General features: G+C 66.5%; 13 protein-coding genes. 7 read left to right on the top strand and 6 right to left on the bottom strand.

The window, feature by feature from the left end:
* Nucleotides 1-48 precede the first annotated feature (48 nt).
* Entirely contained in the window at nucleotides 49-801 is a 753-nt protein-coding gene (locus U1763_RS10825; RefSeq protein ID WP_332755228.1) for an SDR family NAD(P)-dependent oxidoreductase, read from the bottom strand.
* A gap of 84 nt (nucleotides 802-885) precedes the next feature.
* Nucleotides 886-1,461, bottom strand: coding sequence for a TetR/AcrR family transcriptional regulator (locus tag U1763_RS10820; protein WP_332755409.1), 576 nt, complete (start codon nucleotides 1,459-1,461; stop codon nucleotides 886-888).
* Between the two features lie 129 nt (nucleotides 1,462-1,590).
* Here U1763_RS10820 and U1763_RS10815 point away from each other — a divergent pair, with 129 nt between their 5' ends.
* From U1763_RS10815 to zwf, 5 genes are all read left to right on the top strand, one after another.
* Nucleotides 1,591-2,808: an efflux RND transporter periplasmic adaptor subunit gene (locus U1763_RS10815; protein WP_332755227.1), complete on the top strand. Its 1,218-nt coding sequence runs from the start codon at nucleotides 1,591-1,593 to the stop codon at nucleotides 2,806-2,808.
* Between the two features lie 6 nt (nucleotides 2,809-2,814).
* Nucleotides 2,815-6,024: an efflux RND transporter permease subunit gene (locus tag U1763_RS10810; protein ID WP_332755226.1), complete on the top strand. Its 3,210-nt coding sequence runs from the start codon at nucleotides 2,815-2,817 to the stop codon at nucleotides 6,022-6,024.
* 5 nt (nucleotides 6,025-6,029) lie between these two features.
* Nucleotides 6,030-7,628 carry an efflux transporter outer membrane subunit gene (locus U1763_RS10805; protein ID WP_132897752.1) on the top strand — a complete coding sequence of 533 codons (1,599 nt, stop codon included), beginning with the start codon at nucleotides 6,030-6,032 and terminating at the stop codon, nucleotides 7,626-7,628.
* A gap of 117 nt (nucleotides 7,629-7,745) precedes the next feature.
* The gene (locus tag U1763_RS10800) at nucleotides 7,746-9,293 is read left to right on the top strand and encodes a cation:proton antiporter (protein ID WP_132897753.1); all 1,548 of its coding nucleotides are present in this window, start codon (nucleotides 7,746-7,748) and stop codon (nucleotides 9,291-9,293) included.
* A 124-nt stretch (nucleotides 9,294-9,417) separates the two neighbouring features.
* Nucleotides 9,418-10,917: a glucose-6-phosphate dehydrogenase gene (gene zwf / locus U1763_RS10795; RefSeq protein WP_332755225.1), complete on the top strand. Its 1,500-nt coding sequence runs from the start codon at nucleotides 9,418-9,420 to the stop codon at nucleotides 10,915-10,917.
* 132 nt (nucleotides 10,918-11,049) lie between these two features.
* Here the strand turns inward: zwf and U1763_RS10790 are convergent, their stop codons facing one another.
* Entirely contained in the window at nucleotides 11,050-11,337 is a 288-nt protein-coding gene (locus U1763_RS10790; RefSeq protein ID WP_131585933.1) for a hypothetical protein, read from the bottom strand.
* Nucleotides 11,338-11,362: 25 nt separating this feature from the next.
* Nucleotides 11,363-11,593 carry a hypothetical protein gene (locus U1763_RS10785; RefSeq protein WP_056047557.1) on the bottom strand — a complete coding sequence of 77 codons (231 nt, stop codon included), beginning with the start codon at nucleotides 11,591-11,593 and terminating at the stop codon, nucleotides 11,363-11,365.
* Nucleotides 11,594-11,712: 119 nt separating this feature from the next.
* On the opposite strand from U1763_RS10785, the gene U1763_RS10780 reads away from it, so the two are divergent.
* On the top strand, nucleotides 11,713-12,774 hold the full coding sequence (locus U1763_RS10780) for an SDR family oxidoreductase (RefSeq protein WP_332755224.1): 1,062 nt from the start codon (nucleotides 11,713-11,715) through the stop codon (nucleotides 12,772-12,774).
* Between the two features lie 177 nt (nucleotides 12,775-12,951).
* On the opposite strand, the gene U1763_RS10775 is transcribed toward U1763_RS10780, so the two are convergent.
* Nucleotides 12,952-15,336 carry a hypothetical protein gene (locus tag U1763_RS10775; RefSeq protein WP_332755223.1) on the bottom strand — a complete coding sequence of 795 codons (2,385 nt, stop codon included), beginning with the start codon at nucleotides 15,334-15,336 and terminating at the stop codon, nucleotides 12,952-12,954.
* Between the two features lie 267 nt (nucleotides 15,337-15,603).
* Here U1763_RS10775 and U1763_RS10770 point away from each other — a divergent pair, with 267 nt between their 5' ends.
* A complete protein-coding gene (locus U1763_RS10770) occupies nucleotides 15,604-16,878 on the top strand; it encodes a Xaa-Pro dipeptidase (protein WP_332755222.1) in 1,275 nt (424 codons plus the stop codon).
* A gap of 36 nt (nucleotides 16,879-16,914) precedes the next feature.
* On the opposite strand, the gene U1763_RS10765 is transcribed toward U1763_RS10770, so the two are convergent.
* Nucleotides 16,915-17,394 carry a hypothetical protein gene (locus U1763_RS10765; RefSeq protein ID WP_332755221.1) on the bottom strand — a complete coding sequence of 160 codons (480 nt, stop codon included), beginning with the start codon at nucleotides 17,392-17,394 and terminating at the stop codon, nucleotides 16,915-16,917.
* Nucleotides 17,395-17,545: the final 151 nt, after the last annotated feature.

Raw genomic sequence — 17,545 nt, 5'->3', positions numbered from 1 at the left:
ATTGTAAAAAGCTCATAGCTCGCGGCGTTCGACGAGGGGCGCTGTCCCTCAGCTATTTCGCGCCACCTGAAACCCTGCAAACGACTGGCTCACCGGCATGATCTCGAGCCGGTTGATGTTCAGATGCGGCGGCAGTTCGGCGATCCACAACAGCGTCGCGGCAAGGTCGCCTCCGGTCATCGGATCGGCGCCGCCATACAGCGTGTCCGAGGCGGCCTGGTCGCCGGCGGTGCGGACGAGCGTGAATTCGGTTTCGATCATGCCCGGCTCGATCGATGTGACGCGCACGCCCTTGCCATGGAGATCGGATCGAAGCCCGAGCGAGAATTGTTCGACGAACGCCTTGGTGCCGCCGTACACATTGCCACCCGTATACGGATAGGTTGCCGCCACCGACGAGATGTTGATCACCGCACCCTTCCGCGCGATCAGCCCCGGCAACATCTTGTGCGTGAGCGATACGAGCGCGGTGACGTTGGTTGCGATCATCGTCTTCCACTGGTCGACGTCCGCCTGATCCGCGGGCTTCGTCCCCAGCGCCAGTCCGGCGTTGTTGATCAGCAGGTCGATGTCGCGAAATGCGTCGGGCAGCGCGTCGAGTGCGGCATCACGCGCGTGTTCGTCGCACACGTCGAAGACTGCCGGATGGACCATGTCTGCGCCGAGGGCGGCGACCAGCGCCTCCAGCCGTTCGGCACGGCGCCCGGTCGCAATCACGCGCCAGCCAGCCTTCGCGAACGCGTGCGCGGCGGCCTCGCCGATTCCCGAGGTCGCGCCGGTGATGAGGACGGTTCTGGTCATGTCGCTTCCTAGCCGTGGTCCGCCCCGCATCGGTCGGGGGCAGGGGCTATGTAGGAGCGATCATCGTGCTCGCAAACGTTGCACCTATAGAGCGCGTACCGCGGCCAGGATCATCCGTCCCGTCAGCCGCGCCGTCTGGTCCTCGGACAGCCGCGGGCGCGACAGGGTCCGGTGGCCGAGCCCGAACATGAAGGCGAGAATCAGCTCCTCGGCGCCTTCCAGTTCATTCTCCTGCAAGTCCGGGTTGGCGACGCAGGCGAGCTCGCGGATCATCCGCCGGAAATCGCGGCACAGGTCGGCGATCGTGTCGGCGACGTCGGCATTGCGATGCGCCTCTGCCATGATCTCGAACGAGAGCGCCTCGTCACCCTTCGACAACGCACGCCGTGCCAGTTCGACGAACCCTTCTTCGATCGAGAATCGTTCCGATTTGACCGAGTCGTTCATCGTCTGCAATTCGGCCATTTTCGCCGCCGCATCTTCCATCACGATCGCCTGGATCACGGCGTTCTTGCCGGTAAACAGGCGATAGATCTGACCGACCGACACACCCGCCGCAACGGCCAGTTCGGACATCGGCGTCTGGTGAAACCCTTGGGTCGCAAACAGATGACGAGCTGCGGCGACGATGCGCTCCCGGCTTCCCATCTCATGCTGCACTGCACTCAAAACTATATTCCCGACGCGTTTTTTGGTTGACCGGCCGCTCGCACAATCCTAGCGGGCAAGCAAGCGGAATGAACGTTCATTCCGGTGAACCTAATCTGCACGGACGTCGGGATGCTTAACATGCAGCAATTGAACCTCAAGGGATCGGTGGCGCTCTTCGCGCTCGCCCTGCTGTCGGCTTGCGGCAAGGAGCAGGCTCCGCCGCCTCCGCCCACGCCGACCGTCGGCGTCGTCACTGTCGGCGAGGAAGCGGTCGTGCTCACCTCCGAGCTTCCCGGTCGCATCGCTGCCGTAGAGACCTCGGAAGTCCGTCCGCAGGTCAGCGGCGTGGTCCGCGATCGGCTGTTCACCGAGGGCGCGATGGTCAGCAAGGGCCAGGTGCTCTACGCGATCGAGGACGCCCCCTACCGCGCGGCGCTCGCCAGCGCGCAGGGCCAGCTTGGCGCGGCCCAGTCGCAGATCAACGCGACCCGCCTCCAGGCGCAGCGCTACGGCCAGCTTGTGCAGTTGAACGCGGTCAGCAAGCAGGAAGCAGATAACGCCACGGCCTCCGCACAACAGGCTCGTGCCAATGTTGCAGCGCAGCAGGCGGCAGTCCAGTCGGCGCGCGTCAATCTGGGCTTCACGCGGATCAAGGCACCGATCTCCGGTCGCATCGGCCGGTCGCTGGTGACCGTCGGCGCGCTCGTCCAGACCGGCCAGACCGATCCGCTCGCAACCATTCAGCGCACCAACACGGTGTATGTCGACGTCGTCCAGTCCGCGGCGCAGCTGCTCGATCTCAAGCAGGCGATGGCAAGCGGCGGCGTGACCCGCGGCGACGGCAGCGCGCGCGTCCAGCTGATCCTCCCCAACGGCACGACCTATCCGATCGAGGGTCGCCTCCAGTTCGCCGAAGTCACCGTCGACCAGACCACCGGCGCGGTGACGCTGCGTGCGACGTTCCCTAATCCCAACGGCCTGTTGCTGCCCGGCATGTACGTCCGCGCCAAGCTGGTCGAAGGGACTCGCCGCCAGGCGATCATGGCACCGACCGCCGGCATCACCCGCGATCCGCGCGGCGGTGCGACCGCTCTGGTCGTCAACGCGCAGAACAAGGTCGAGCAGCGCACCGTCACCACCGATCGCGTGATCGGCGACAAGTGGATCGTCACCAGCGGCCTGAAGCCCGGCGACAAGCTGATCGTCGAGGGTCTGCTCAACCTGCGCCCCGGCGCAACCGTCAAGCCTGCCGCCCCGCAGCAGGTCGCCAAGCCCGCTGGCGGGCCCGGCGCGGCACCCGGAGGCGGCGACGCGTCCGGTGCGACCAGCAACAGTTCCGCGCAGGCCGGGAAGTAACCGCCCATGTCACGCTATTTCATCGATCGACCCATCTTTGCATGGGTCATCGCCATCATCCTGATGCTGGCCGGCATCCTCGCAATCCGGTCGCTGCCGATCGCGCAGTTCCCTGAGATCGCCGCCCCCAAGGTGACGGTCGCGACGTCCTATCCGGGCGCCGACGCACAGACGCTCGAGAACACGACGACGCAGATCATCGAGCAGCAGATGAAGGGCATCGACAACCTTCGCTACTTCGCCTCGACCTCGGACGGCTCTGGCAACCTCGCGATCACGCTCACCTTCGAGCAGGGCACCGATCCCGACATCGCGCAGGTCCAGGTGCAGAACAAGCTGCAACAGGCGACGCCGCTCCTGCCGCAGGAAGTGCAGCAGGCCGGTCTGCGCGTGACCAAGGCGACCGCCAACTTCCTGCTCATCATCGCCGCCTATTCCGAGAATGGCGACCACGACCAAGTCGATCTCGGCGACATGATCGCCTCGAAGCTCCAGGATCCACTCAGCCGCATCAAGGGCGTCGGCGACACGCAGGTGTTCGGCGCGCAATATTCGATGCGGATCTGGGTCGACCCGTTCAAGATGTCGAACCTCGGCGTCACCGTCACCGACATCACCTCCGCACTGACCGCGCAGAACGCACAGGTTTCGGCGGGGCAAGTCGGCAGTCTGCCCGCGGTGAAGGGCCAGTCGCTCAACGCCACCGTGACCGCGCAGTCGCGCCTGCAGACGCCGGAACAGTTCCGCGCGATCATCGTCCGCTCGGCGACCAGCGGCGCGACCGTGCGCCTGTCGGACGTCGCCCGCGTCGAGATGGGATCGGAGAACTACAGCTTCCAGGCGCGCTACAACGGCAAGCAGGCGGCAGGCTTCGGCGTGAAGCTGGCACCGGGCGCCAACGCGCTCGACACCGTCAAACTGGTCAAGGCCGAGGTCAACCGGATCGCCAAGCAGTTCCCGCCCGACGTCAAGGTCGCCTTCCCGATCGACAATTCGACGTTCGTGCGGCTGTCGGTCGAGCAGGTCATCCACACGCTGATCGAGGCGATCGTCCTCGTCTTCCTCGTGATGTTCCTGTTCCTCCAGAATTTCCGTGCCACGCTGATCCCGACGATCGCGGTCCCGGTCGTGTTGCTCGGCTCGCTTGCCGTGCTCCAGGTCGCGGGGTTCACGATCAACACGCTGACCTTGTTCGGCATGGTGCTGGCGATCGGTTTGCTCGTCGATGACGCGATCGTCGTCGTCGAGAACGTCGAGCGCTTGATCCAAGAGGAAGGGCTCTCCCCGAAGGAAGCCGCCAAGAAGTCGATGGACGAGATCAGCGGCGCGCTGGTCGGCATCGGCCTGGTGCTGTCGGCGGTGTTCCTGCCGATGGCGTTCTTCAGCGGCTCGACCGGCGTGATCTTCCGCCAGTTCTCGATCACCATCGTGTCGTCGATGGCGCTTTCGGTGCTGGTCGCGTTGATCCTCACGCCCGCGCTCTGCGCGACGATCCTCAAGCCCGCCAAGGAAGGCCATAGCGAGAAGAAGGGCTTCTTCGGCTGGTTCAACCGCACCTTCGACAAGGGCGTCGGCAAGTACGGCAACGGCCTGCGCCGCGTCGAGAAGGGCTGGGTCCGCACGATGCTGGTCTATGCCGTGATCGTCGTCGCGATGGCCTTCATCTTCGTGCGCCTGCCATCGGGCTTCCTCCCCGAGGAAGATCAGGGCGTGATGTTCGCACAGGTCTCGATGCCGTCGGGTACGCCGATGGAGGAGACCGCCCGGACGATGGACAAGGTCCGCGATCACTTCATGATCGACGAGAAGGCCAACACCGCGGGCATCTTCACGATCAGCGGGTTCGGCTTCGTCGGCCAGGGCCAGAATGTCGGCATCGCCTTCATCCAGCTGAAGCCTTGGGAAGATCGCAGCGGCAAGGAGAACGGCGTCGCCGCGGTTGCCGCCCGTGCCAACCAGGCACTCGCGGGGATCCGTGCCGGCATGGTGATCGGCTTCGTGCCGCCGGCCGTGCAGGAACTGGGCAACGCCAACGGCTTCGACTTCATGCTGAAGGACAATGCCGGCGTCGGTCACGAGAAACTGCTCGAAGCGCGCAACATGCTGCTCGGCATGGCCAGCCAGGACAAGCGCCTGATGCAGGTCCGTCCGAACGGCCTGGAGGATGCGCCACAGCTGAAACTGAACGTCGACCAGGCGCAGGCGGGGGCACTCGGCCTCAGCCAGCAAGACATCAACACCACCGTCAGCACCGCGTTCGGTGGCGCGTACATCAACGACTTCATCGACCGCGGTCGCGTGAAGAAGGTGTTCGTGCAGGCCGACGCGCCGTTCCGCACGACGCCTGCCGATCTCGGCAACTTCTACGTCCGCGGCACGACCAGCAACGCGATGGCACCGTTCTCGTCCTTCTCGACGACGAGTTGGAACTACGGCCCGTCACGCCTCGAACGTTATAATGGCGTGGCCTCGTTCGAGATCATGGGTTCGCCGGCGCCGGGCGTCAGCAGCGGCACCGCGATCAAGGCGATGGAGGAGATGGCGGCCAAGCTGCCACCCGGCATCGGCTATGAGTGGACCGGCCTCAGCTACGAGGAAAACCTGTCGGGCGGCCAGTCGACCACGGTCTATGCGCTGTCGTTGCTGATCGTGTTCCTCTGCCTCGCGGCGTTGTATGAGAGCTGGTCGATCCCGATCGCCGTCCTGCTGGTGGTGCCGCTCGGCGTCCTCGGCGCGGTCGGCGCGGCGATGATCTTCGGGCTGAACAACGACATCTACCTCCAGGTCGGGCTGATCACGACGATCGGCGTGGCGGCGAAGAACGCGATCCTGATCGTGGAGTTCGCCGAGGAGAAGATGGGCGACGGGATGAACGCGGCCGATGCCGCGGTCGAGGCGGCGAAGCTTCGCCTTCGCCCGATCCTGATGACGTCGTTCGCGTTCATCTTCGGCGTGTTGCCGCTCGCATTATCGAGCGGTGCCGGCGCCGGCGGCCAGAACGCGATCGGCTGGGCGGTGGTTGGCGGCATGCTGTCCGCAACCGTCCTCGCGATCTTCTTCGTGCCGCTGTTCTTCCTGCTCGTGAAGCGCGTCTTCAAGCAGGACAAGGCCGGCTCGGGGCAGGACCGCGACCAGGTGCCTGACCACGACGGCAACCGTGACGATAACCGTGACGGCGGCCATCCGCCCCACGACCAGCGGCCGCAGGAGGCCTGATCCAGATGTTCTCGACCAAGATCTCCAGCCGCACCGCGCTGACGTTCGCCGCCGGGCTCACGCTCGCCGGCTGTAATCTCGCCCCGAAATACGTCCGGCCCGAATTGTCCGTGCCGGCGGCGACGCCTTCAGGGCCCGCCTATGCCGCCACCGACGCGGCGGGCGCGATCATGCCGGCGGACACGTCGTGGGAGGTGTTCTTCACCGACGACCGCCTGCGCCGCGTGATCCGCACCGCGCTGGAAAACAACCGCGACCTCCGCGTCGCGGTCGCCAACGTTGCGCAGGCTCGCGCGCAATACAGCGTCCAGCGCTCGAACCTCTTCCCGACGATCGCGGCAAGCGGTAGCGCGACCTACCAGAAGTCGCCGTTCGGCGCGGTTGGAGGCGGGCTTGCGGGCGGTACGGGTACCGGCGGCACCGGGACGGGTGGCACCGGAACGGGCGGTACTGGTACGGGCGGTACCGGCACGGGCGGTACCGGCACAGGCGGCACCGGCGGCGGGACTGGCGGGACCGGGTCCAGCGTCGTCTCGAGCGGTCGTGCCGACATCTATTCGGCGAACGTCGGCATATCGGCGTGGCAGATCGACCTGTTCGGCCGCGTCCGCAACCTCACTCAGGCGCAGCAGGAACAGTATTTCGCGGCGGAGGAAAACCGTAACGCCGCCCAGGTGTCGCTGATCGCCGAGATTGCAACGCAGTGGCTGACGATGGCCGCCGACCAGGATCGCCTAAAGATCGCGCGCGATACGGAACGTGCGTTCGGCCAGACCGTCAAGTTGACGCAGGACCGCTTCCGGATCGGCATCGCATCCGAACTCGAAGTGCGCCAGGCGAGCACCAGCTACGATCAGGCCCGCTCGGACATCGCCGACGCGACCACGCTGATCGCGCAGGACCAGAACGCGTTGAACCTGCTCGCGGGCACGACCCTGACCGCGGACATGCTGCCGGCCCGGCTCGATACGACCAGCCCGACGCTGGAGAACCTGCCCGCCAACCTGCCGTCGCAGGTGCTGCTACGTCGTCCGGACATCGCATCGGCCGAGCATCAGCTGATCGCCGCCAATGCCAATATCGGCGCAGCGCGCGCGGCGTTCTTCCCGAACATCTCGCTGACCGCCGCCTTCGGTACCATCAGCCTCGGGCTGTCGAACCTGTTCGGCAACGGATCGCAGAACTGGTCGGTCGCGCCATCGGTCAGCCAGACCTTGTTCGACTTCGGCCGCAACAAGGGCAATCTCCGCTACGCCCAGGCGACGCGCGACGCCGCGGTCGCCACCTATGAGAAGAGCATCCAAACGGGCTTCCGCGAAGTCGCCGATGCGCTTGCCCGCCGCGGCACGATCGGCGCGCAGTTGCAGGCGCAGACCTCGCTCCGCGACAATGCGGCAGGTGCGTTCAAGCTGTCGGAACTGCGGTTCCGTGCGGGGATCGACACGTTCCTCAACACGCTCGACTCGCAGCGCTCGCTCTACACCGCGCAGCAAAGCCTGCTTGCCGCGCGCCTGACCCGCGACAGCAACTCGGTCGAACTCTACCGCGCCCTTGGCGGCGGGGTAACGACGACCCAGTCCCCGGACCCGCGCCCGCAAAACTAACCCAATGATCCTCCCCCGTCAGGGGGAGGATCGTAAGTGGCGAATGGCGGTTGGCCTCAGACCCTGTCGCCAGGCTAGCGATCGGGCCCATAGCGTGGCGCCGACCGTTGCGCCCCGGTGCAACTCTTCGAATCCCTCGACATCATCCTGCTCGCCGCGCTGGTCCTGCTGGTCCTCGCGCGCAAGCTGAACGTCCCGTATCCGACGTTGCTCGCCGTGGCGGGACTCGGCTTTGCGATGCTGCCGTTCGCGCCGAAGATCGCGGTCGAACCGCATCTGGCGCTCGCGCTGTTCATCGCCCCGGCGCTGCTTCACGCTTCCTACAACACCAGTCCGCGTGCGCTGCGGCGGTTCTGGTTCCCACTCCTGTCGCTGGCGGTGTTCGCGGTGCTCGTCACCACGGCGACGGTCGCGCTGGTCGGTGTGACGCTCGGTGGGCTACCGCTCGCGGCCGCGTTCGCACTGGGGGCGATCGTCGCGCCGCCCGATGCGGCCGCGTCCGAAGCGGTACTGGGCGAGGTCGGCATTCCCCGTCGCGGCCTGCTGCTGCTGCAGGGGGAAAGCCTGCTCAACGACGCCACCGCGCTGCTGTTGTTCGGGCTAGCCAGTGCGTTCGCGACGCATTCGGATACGCCCGTCACGCCGCTCGCGCTGGCCGCTGCGGTGCCGGGCGGGATCGTCTTCGGTGCGCTGGCGGCGTGGGCGTATCTTCGCGTCACGCCGCTGTTCGCACGAACACTGGGGGCAAGCCTGGCTGATTTCGCCGTGACGTTCGGGATCTGGCTGATGGCCGAGCGTCTCCACATTTCGCCGGTACTCGGCGTCGTCACCTTTGGCATGATCGTGTCGCAGCGCCGCCCGATCAAACAGCCCGCGCGCGACCGGTTGCAGAGCGCCGCGGTCTGGTCGGCAGCGGTCCTCGTCCTCAACATCATCGCCTTCGCACTGATGGGGCTGCAATCGCGTGACATCCTGATCCGGCTGCCGAGCGCGGAGCGGTGGCCCGCGATTGGCTTTGCGGCCGCGGTCCTGGCCACCGTGCTGGCGACGCGGATCGCCTGGGTGTTTCTCGTCCGCTTCGTCGAAGGCGGCATCGCCAATCGCTATGCGCCGTCCTGGTTGCCCAAGCCGCCGCCGTGGAACGCGTCGGTGATCCTGTCCTGGTCAGGGATGCGTGGCCTGCTGACGCTGGCCACCGCCTTCGCGCTGCCACGGTCGGTGCCGGGCCGTGACCTGATCGTGCTGGCCGCGTTCGGCGTAGTGATCGGCACGCTCGTACTGCAGGGACTGACGCTGGGTCCACTGATCCGCCGCCTTGATCTCGGCGAGGACACCGGGCTTGCCGACGAGATCGCACCCGCACGCAAGCGACTGATTGACGCCGGGCTCGCAGTGCTACCGGCGCGTGCGGGCGAGGCGGCGGACGCGTTGCGCTTTCGCTACGGCGCGGCGAGCAAGGTCACCGCCGAGGCCGATGATCCGCAGGCGACCTCCGAATTCGACGAACTCCACCTCGAGATGATCGCCTGCCAGCGGGTCGTGCTGCACCAGATGCGCGACAAGGGCGAGGTGGCCGAAGACGTGTATCGCCGCCTGCAGGAGGAACTCGACTGGGCGGAGGTTGACGCGCGCGCCTTCGGGGACAACATCCTCACTGCCACCTGAAACGCTGCCCTGAAATGACACCCGGAAATGCCACCCTGGAAATGGGTGTCGGGAACATCGGCGCCCGCTACGCTGTTTGAAGGAACCACCGAAGAAAGGGTCGATGCATGTCCGAGGCGAATTCGTGAGCAAGTCCGTGAAGCCCGCACCGCCGACGACGCTCGTGATTTTCGGCGCCTTTGGTGATCTGACCCGCCGCCTGCTGATGCCGGCGCTGATCAACATGACCCGCCTGGGGCTGGTCGGTAACGATTTCCATGTGCTCGGCGTCGGTATCGACGAGGGTAACGACCAGTCGCTCCGCGACGCACTCGGCAGCTTCGATGCGAAGGGCGGCGAGGGCGATAGCGAGAAGGGCGACGCCTGGGCGCGGCTCAAGGACCGGCTCGGCTATCTCCAGGGCGATTTCACCAAGGACGGCGTCTACGAGCAGCTCAAGGCGCGGGTGAACGGTAACGTCGCCTTCTACTTTGCGGTGCCGGCGAAGTTCTTCGGGACGATCGTCGACAAGCTCGCCGACCACGGCCTGATGGCGGAGACGCCGCACGGCTTCCGCCGGATCGCGATCGAGAAGCCGTTCGGCCACGACCTCGCCTCCGCCCGCGATCTCAACGCGCGCATCCTCGCGCGCGTGTCGGAGGCGCAGGTCTACCGGATCGACCATTTCCTCGGCAAGGAAACCGTCCAGAACATCATGACCGCGCGGTTTGCCAACATGATGATCGAGCGCGTCTGGAATTCGGACTGCATCGCGCACGTCCAGATCACCGCCGCCGAGACGGTCGACGTCGGCACCCGCGGCAAGTTCTACGACGGCACCGGCGCACTCCGCGACATGGTGCCCAACCACCTGTTCCAGTTGCTGTCGATGGTCGCGATGGAGCCGCCGGCGAGCTTCGATGCCGAGGCGATCCGCAACGAGAAGGGCAAGGTGCTCAAAGCCGTCCGGGTCTATTCGCCCGGCAAGGCGAAGCGCAACGGCGTCCGCGGGCAATATACCGCGGGCAAGGTGAAGGGGGTCGACGTCCCCGCCTACACCGCCTCGCCCGACGTGGCGCCCGACAGCAGGACGGAGACTTATGTCGCGCTGAAGCTGATGGTCGATACGTGGCGCTGGGCGGGCGTGCCGTTCTACCTGCGCACCGGCAAGGCGATGACGTGCCGGGATACCGAGATCGCGATCACCTTCAAGCCGGTGCCGTTCGCCTCGTTCCCGGGCGCGGCGGCGGATATGCTGCCGCCCAACCGCCTGATCATCCAGATCCAGCCCGACGAGGGGCTGAGCATGGACATCAACATCAAACGCCCCGGGCTCGAAGTCGCAACCGCGCCGATCGCCCTCGATTTCCGCTACGCCGACGCGTTCGATATCGGCCACCTGACCGGCTACGAGTCGCTAATTTACGACCTTTTCGTGGGTGACCAAACCCTGTTCCAGAGGGCGGATGCGATCGAGGCAGGCTGGGCCGCAGTGCAGCCGTTTCTCGACCTGTGGGCGCAGGATACCAGCGCGCCCGAGCCCTACGAAGCCGGAACGCTCGGCCCGGCCGCAGCCGATGCGCTGCTCGCGCACGACGGCCACACCTGGCACGAACTCGCCCCGGCAGGACAAACCGTACCTTAAAACCACTCCGGCGAAGGCCGGGGCCCAATTGGGCAACGTCGCTAATGGACGGCGGCGCTCGGTTCCGCCGACCTTGCCAATTGGACCCCGGCCTTCGCCGGGGTGGCGCGTGTATTTAGCCGCCGCTCGAAATCAAACCCGCTCGGTCAGCTCGATCTCGCCCTCGACCTCCATCTCGTCCTCGTCGCCCATCTCGTCCATGTCGGGCATCGTGAAGTCGGCCTTCCAGTCATAGACCTTCTCGACCCCGCCCTGTACCCAGACGCGCACCGCGCCCTCGGTGATCTCGCCGCCCATCGCGCCGACGAAATCAGCGACCAGCGAATCCGCCGCATCCTCGTGATCGGTCGCGCCGGGGATCGTAGCGGCGGTCATTTCTTCATCGAGTTCGATGATCTGCGCCCAATATTGCTTCGCCATGGTCTACTCCTGAGAAATGCTGCCGTTAGCCGGCGGTAATGATAGGGTGATCCTCGCGCAGCCGGTCCGCCAGCCGCTCGACCGCGTCGACCTCGCTCGCGCTGCCCGACGGCGTCACCGCCCAGTTGCAATGCGCGTGCGTCGCGAGGCTGTAGACCTTCACGTCGCCGACGATCAGCCTCCACCGCCGCCGGTCACCGCTATTGTACCGGACGAGATTGGTGACGAACAGGCTTTGGAGATCCGATGCGGTCATCCGCGCCCCATAGCGACAATCGCCCGCCCGCCGCCACCGCAAATGGCCTGAGGTGGATCCCTTCCAAATTACGGCGCGTTTGGGATCGGAACAGATCGTAAGAATAACGGAAATTGCACATGGCCAGGACGGCATTGGTAGTGGGAACGAGCGGAATCGTCGGCAGCGCGACCGCCGCGGCGTTGGTGGAGTCGGGCTGGACCGTCCACGGACTCGCGCGGCGCCCAACCGAACAGGACGGCGTGCAGCCGGTCGCGGCTGATCTCCAGGATCCTGCTAGCCTCGAAAAAGCACTCACTGGCCTCAAGCCCGATGCGGTCTTCATCGCCACCTGGTCGCGTCAAGACAGCGAGGCGGAGAACATCCGGGTCAACGGCGGCATGATCCGCAACCTGCTCGCCGCGCTCTCGCCAGCGGGTAGCGTCGACCACGTCGCACTGGTGACGGGCCTGAAGCATTACCTTGGACCGTTCGAGGCCTACGGCAAGGGCGCGCTCCCGCAGACCCCGTTTCGCGAAGAGCAGGGCCGCCTCGACGTCGAGAACTTCTACTATGCGCAGGAAGACGCCGTGTTCGAGGCGGCGGAGCGGGACGGCTTCGGCTGGAGCATCCACCGCCCGCACACGATCATCGGCAAGGCGGTCGGTAACGCGATGAACATGGGCACCACGCTCGCGGTCTACGCGACTCTGTGCCGCGAGACCGGCCGCCCGTTCCGCTTTCCAGGCTCGGCGGCGCAGTGGAACGGTCTCACCGACATGACCAGCGCGACTTTGCTCGCGGACCACCTGATTTGGGCCGCAACCACCTCCGCGGCACGCAACGAGGCGTTCAACGTCGTCAACGGCGACGTCTTCCGCTGGAGCTGGATGTGGGGGCGGATCGCCGAGTGGTTCGGCATCGAGGCCGCACCCTTCGACGGTACCGTGCTGACGCTCGATGAGCAGATGAAGGACGATGCGGGCATCTGGCGCGAGATCGCGGCGCGCGAAGGTTTGGCCGAGGCTGACCTGTCGCGCCTCGCATCGCCCTGGCACACCGACGCCGATCTCGGCCGCCCGATCGAGGTGGTGACGGACATGGGCAAGAGCCGCCGCCTGGGGTTCAAAGAATATCAGCCCACCGACGACGCGTTCTTCGATCTGTTCGACCAACTTCGGGCTGATCGGTTGATCCCGTAAGCGTCGGTGGCGGGATGTAAGAATACGCAGGCTTCGCGATCCTCCCCCGCCAGGGGGAGGTGGCTGGCCCTTGCCAGACGGAGGGGGAAGTAAGCGCAAACGGATGTTCCGTGTCCTCCCCCTCCGTCACCTTCGGCGCCACCTCCCCCTGGCGGGGGAGGATCGCAGGGGCGGACGCTAGCCCTTCACCGCCACCGTAGCCGTAACCCCCGGACCATCCCGAAGCTTCAGATACAGCATTCCCCCAACCGGTTTCGGCACCGCAAACGAACTCCCGGTAAACCCCTCCGGCACCCGAGCCGCCTCCGCAAACCCCGCATTCGCTGCCACCGACTCGATCAAAAACAGGTCCGCCCCCGCCAGCGTACAAGCCTCCGCACAATTCAACCCGGCCAGCGCAGGTATCCGCACCAGGCTCGTCAACGGCACCCAGTCGCCGGCGACGCCGTTCTGCACCAGCCGCCACCGCAGCGGCCCATGCGCGGACACGCCTAGTGCCTTGCCCGGCTCGACCGAGATCACCGCGATCCGCTCGTCCTGTACGGTCAGCCCGCGACCCGACGCGACGGTCATCGTCGGTCCACCAGCGACCGCCCCGATCTCGACGCTGTCCCCCGCCGCAAATCGCGTGGTCCCTTCGGCGCGCAGCGAGAAGGTGATCCGGGCATCCTGCGCGATTGCGGTGTCGCCCGCCAAGGTCACTGCGAGGCCGGGGGAGGGCGGTGCAATCACACTCTTGGCGATCAGAGTCGCCTTGGGTCGTGCCGCGGCGACGGTGACCTTCACCGACCGCTTGCGCCCATCGGTCAGCGTGACGAGCGCGGTCTTGGTCTGACCTGCCGCGAAATTCGGCGCCGCATCCGCGGTGAGCCCCAGCAGATCGCCCTTGTCCGCGCGCATCACTTCGCCCGGCTTGAACGCGACCCCGTCGACCGCCATCGACGCGACCAGGTCGAGCCGCGACCCCGCGAGCGTCCCCGCCGTATCGCCCGCGTATAGCGTCAGGCCATCGATCCGCCCCGCCTCGGCCAACGCGGTCAGGGCGATCTTCTCTGACGTCTCGATCCCGTATTGCTTGACTAGCAGCGTCAATTTCCCCGGCGCTGTCTTCCCGAGTGGCAGTGTCAGTCCGATCCGGTCGCCGTTCGTCGTCCACGCCAGCGGCACCTCGCCCGAGGCTCCAACCAGCGTCACGGCCTCGACGCAACTCGGCGTCGGCCCCGCCAGCGCCACCGGGTTGTCGCGCCCCACCACCAAATTCTCAGGGTCGGTATCGACCATCTGCCAGCCACCGGCGCTCGGCACCTGCAAGCGGAACCGCGGGCCGTCGAATGGCGTGAAGCCCCAGCGTCCATGCAGCGTCGCGTCGGTCACCGCGCTCAGCCCGGTCGTCCGCATGCCGACCTGATCGAGCACATAGCCGCCACGCTCGGCATTGGCCTGCACCGGCAGCTCGACCACGCCCCCCTGGGGCGTCGTCACGCGCAAGCTCATGTCGTGCGCGAACTTCGTCGCATAGATCAACGGCGCACCCTCGACCGGCAGCACGAGATCGGGCTTCGCCGCGCAGACCAGCCGATCCGCCTCCGCGCGCTGCAGCGTCGGCGTCTGCGGCGTGCCCGTCTCGATCACCGGCATCGCGACGACCATTACCGATTTCGGGCTCGCGAACGACGGCGCCGCGTTCAGCAGCAACGCCATCCGGTCTTCGCGGACCCGCGCCAGCGCCGGGATGTAGCGGAACTGCGTCGACTGGAACGCACCGAAGATCTTCGCCAGATCGCGGACCACGCCGATATATGGACTGTAATAGCCGAGCCCGCCGGCCGGCGTCGCGCTGAGTTGCAACGCCAGATCGGTCGGCGCGCCGACGAGCGTATCGGCCAGCGTCGAACTCTGGCCATCCGCGAGCAGCAGCGACTCGCGGTTCTGCGTCAGGCACGACGCCTGCAGATCGGCCGTCAGATCGAGGCACTCCGCCTTCAGCTTGACCGCAAGGCTGCGCGACAGCAGCGGCGATACCGCCTCGATCCGCTCCGGCCGAGTGCGTTCGAGCGCATGGATCCCGTCGAGAAACGCATCGAGTCGCGCGCGATCGAGCGACGCCTGATCCAAATCCTGTACCGCACGCACAAACGCACCAGGCTGTTTGCGCACCGCCGAGACAACCGCATCGAACCCGCCGCTGTCGGGAACCAGGAACACCACCAGCTGGCGCGCGCCGTCCGGCACCTTCAATGCGAGCGTGGCCTTCTTCGCCTTCCACGTTTCCGCCTTGAAGAACCACGACTTCGGTGGCGGCTCGGTCGCGCCGCGCAGGAACCCCGCGACCAGCAGATAACGTTCGGCGTCGTCCCTCTTGCCGGTCGGTAAATCCGCCGCGATCGTCACGCGGTCACCGGTCGCCAGCCTCGGCACCTGCGCGATCGGCAAGGTCGTCGTGCCATGCGTCACCCCGACGCGCAGACTCGGGCCGGTCAGGTCGAACGGCGCGGGATCGGCGTTCGCGGTTGCCGGCACGAGCGCGGCTGCCAGTGCGCAGAACGGAAGAAAGCGAAGCATCATCAGGGGCGACCTCGTCGTCTGGAGCATCTCCGATGGCCTGTACCGGTGTCGAGAATAGGGCAAGGCCAGCCACCGCACGATCCTTCCCCGCCAGGGGGGCACTCGCCAGACGGAGGGGGAGGTAAGCGGCCACGTGGGTTGCGTGTCCTCCCCCTCCGCCACCTTCGGCGACACCTTCACCTGGCGGGGGAGGATCGATCCCGCTCTTGTCCGATCACGCTTGGTGACGCACACGAAGCCCAACTCGGGGAAGGGGACAACTTCATGAAGATCGCCAAGATTCTAACCGCCACGCTGCTCGCAACCACCGCCACCACCGCAGACGCGAAGACGGTGGTCGTCACCGCCGCGCACATGATCGACGTGCTCGCGGGCAAGCGCGTCGACGACCCGCAGGTGACGATCGTAGACGGCCGCATCACTATAGTCGGGCGCAAGGGCGATGCCGTCCCCGCCGGCGCCGAACGCGTCGACCTCGGTACACGCACGCTGCTCCCCGGACTGATCGACATGCACGTCCATCTGACCAGCGACCCGACGCTCAGCGGCTATCGCACGCTCGAATTCACCGACAATTTCTGGACCGTCGTCGGCGTCGCCAATGCGCGCAAGACGCTCGACGCCGGGTTCACCACCGTGCGCAACGTCGGCTCGGCCAATTACGACGACGTCGCGATCAAGCAGGGGATCGACCGCGGCTATGTCCCCGGCCCGCGCATCGTCCCCGCCACCTACGCACTCGGCGCGACCGGCGGGCACTGCGACGCGACCGAATTCCCGCCCTCGATCCAGGTTCCGCATCCGCAGATCGCCAACACGCCCGACGAGTTTCGCGGCGCCGTTCGCACGATCCGCAAATATGGCGCCGAGGTGGTCAAGGTCTGCATGACCGGCGGCGTTCTCTCGAAGACCGACAGCGTCGGTGCGCAGCAGATCAGCCTCCCAGAGATCAAGGCGATCGTCGAGGAGGCGCACATGCTCGGCATGAAGGTCGCGGTCCACGCGCACGGCGTCGAGGGCATCAACGACGCACTCCGCGCAGGCGTCGACACGATCGAGCACGCCAGCCTCGCCGACGCGGAATCGTTCAAGCTCGCCAAGGCCAGCGGCGCATGGTTCGACATGGATATCTACGACGACGACTATATCCTCGCCGAGGGTGCGAAGAACGGTGTCTTCGCCGAAAGCCTCGAGAAGGAGCGCCAGGTCGGCCTGAAGCAGCGCCAGACCTTCCGCGCCGCGCACGCCGCCGGGGTAAAGATGCTCTTCGGTACCGATGGCGGGGTCTATCCCAACGGCAACAACGCACTGCAGTTCGCCAAGATGGTCGAATGGGGCATGACGCCGCTGGAGGCGATCCAGGCGGCCACCTCCAGCGCGGCGCAGGCGCTCGGCAGGACACCAGACGTCGGCGCGATCCAGCCCGGCCGCTTCGGTGACTTGGTTGCGGTCGATGGCGATCCGCTCGCCGATGTCCGCCAGCTAGAGCATCCCAGCTTCGTCATGAAGGGCGGGGCAGTGGTCATCGCACCAAAGTAAACTCGCCTTCCGAATCCTCCCCCTGGCGGGGGAGGATTAATATTTGACGTCGTTACGCCAGTCGCGTTTCACCGCTACCAAGGCGCAACTCGTCGCAACGCGGGTTGCCGTCGGGCCGTGTTCAGCCTCCCCCGCCCACAACGCCGCGACGACCGCACGCAGGGGATTTTCGACGATGACGACCGATCGCGGGGCACTGGCCGCCCTGCTCGCCACCATGACGATGCTCGCATCGGCAAGCCCGGCAACGGCACAGACCGAGCAGACCGCGCCGGTCCGTGGCCTGGAGGGCTTGGCGAACCCAGCGCCGCAGACCAGCACCGCGGTCCCGATCCCTGACGCGCCGACGATCGTCCTGCCGAGCCAGACGCCCGCGCCCCGCCGCGCATCGCGTCCCCGCGCTGCGGAACCAACTGCCGCGGAAAAAGCCGTCGGTACACGGCCCGCCGCGCGCAACGAATCCGAACCGTCGCAAGCCCGTACCTCGACCGAGCCGACACGTTCATCGGGCTCCACCGAACCCGCGCCGATAGCGACTCCTACGCCCCAGCCGGCATCGGCCCCGCCGCCGTCGGAAGCTCAATCGACGAAGTCCGGCCCGCAAGTCGCTGCCCCGCAACCCACAGTCCAGCAACCTACGCCCACGCCCGACGCAACGACACAATCG

Origin of the sequence: Sphingomonas sorbitolis, assembly GCF_036663875.1 — a bacterium.
In the GTDB taxonomy this organism is placed as follows: Bacteria; Pseudomonadota; Alphaproteobacteria; order Sphingomonadales; family Sphingomonadaceae; genus Sphingomonas.
This window is presented reverse-complemented; position numbering and strand designations above follow the sequence as displayed.

Coding starts and splice junctions, on each gene's coding strand:
- U1763_RS10805 (WP_132897752.1), top strand. CDS start 6,030: ATGTTCTCGACCAAGATCTCCAGCCGCACCGCGCTGACGTTCGCCGCC.
- U1763_RS10810 (WP_332755226.1), top strand. CDS start 2,815: ATGTCACGCTATTTCATCGATCGACCCATCTTTGCATGGGTCATCGCC.
- U1763_RS10825 (WP_332755228.1), bottom strand. CDS start 801: ATGACCAGAACCGTCCTCATCACCGGCGCGACCTCGGGAATCGGCGAG.
- U1763_RS10815 (WP_332755227.1), top strand. CDS start 1,591: ATGCAGCAATTGAACCTCAAGGGATCGGTGGCGCTCTTCGCGCTCGCC.
- U1763_RS10775 (WP_332755223.1), bottom strand. CDS start 15,336: ATGCTTCGCTTTCTTCCGTTCTGCGCACTGGCAGCCGCGCTCGTGCCG.
- U1763_RS10770 (WP_332755222.1), top strand. CDS start 15,604: ATGAAGATCGCCAAGATTCTAACCGCCACGCTGCTCGCAACCACCGCC.
- U1763_RS10790 (WP_131585933.1), bottom strand. CDS start 11,337: ATGGCGAAGCAATATTGGGCGCAGATCATCGAACTCGATGAAGAAATG.
- U1763_RS10785 (WP_056047557.1), bottom strand. CDS start 11,593: ATGACCGCATCGGATCTCCAAAGCCTGTTCGTCACCAATCTCGTCCGG.
- U1763_RS10780 (WP_332755224.1), top strand. CDS start 11,713: ATGGCCAGGACGGCATTGGTAGTGGGAACGAGCGGAATCGTCGGCAGC.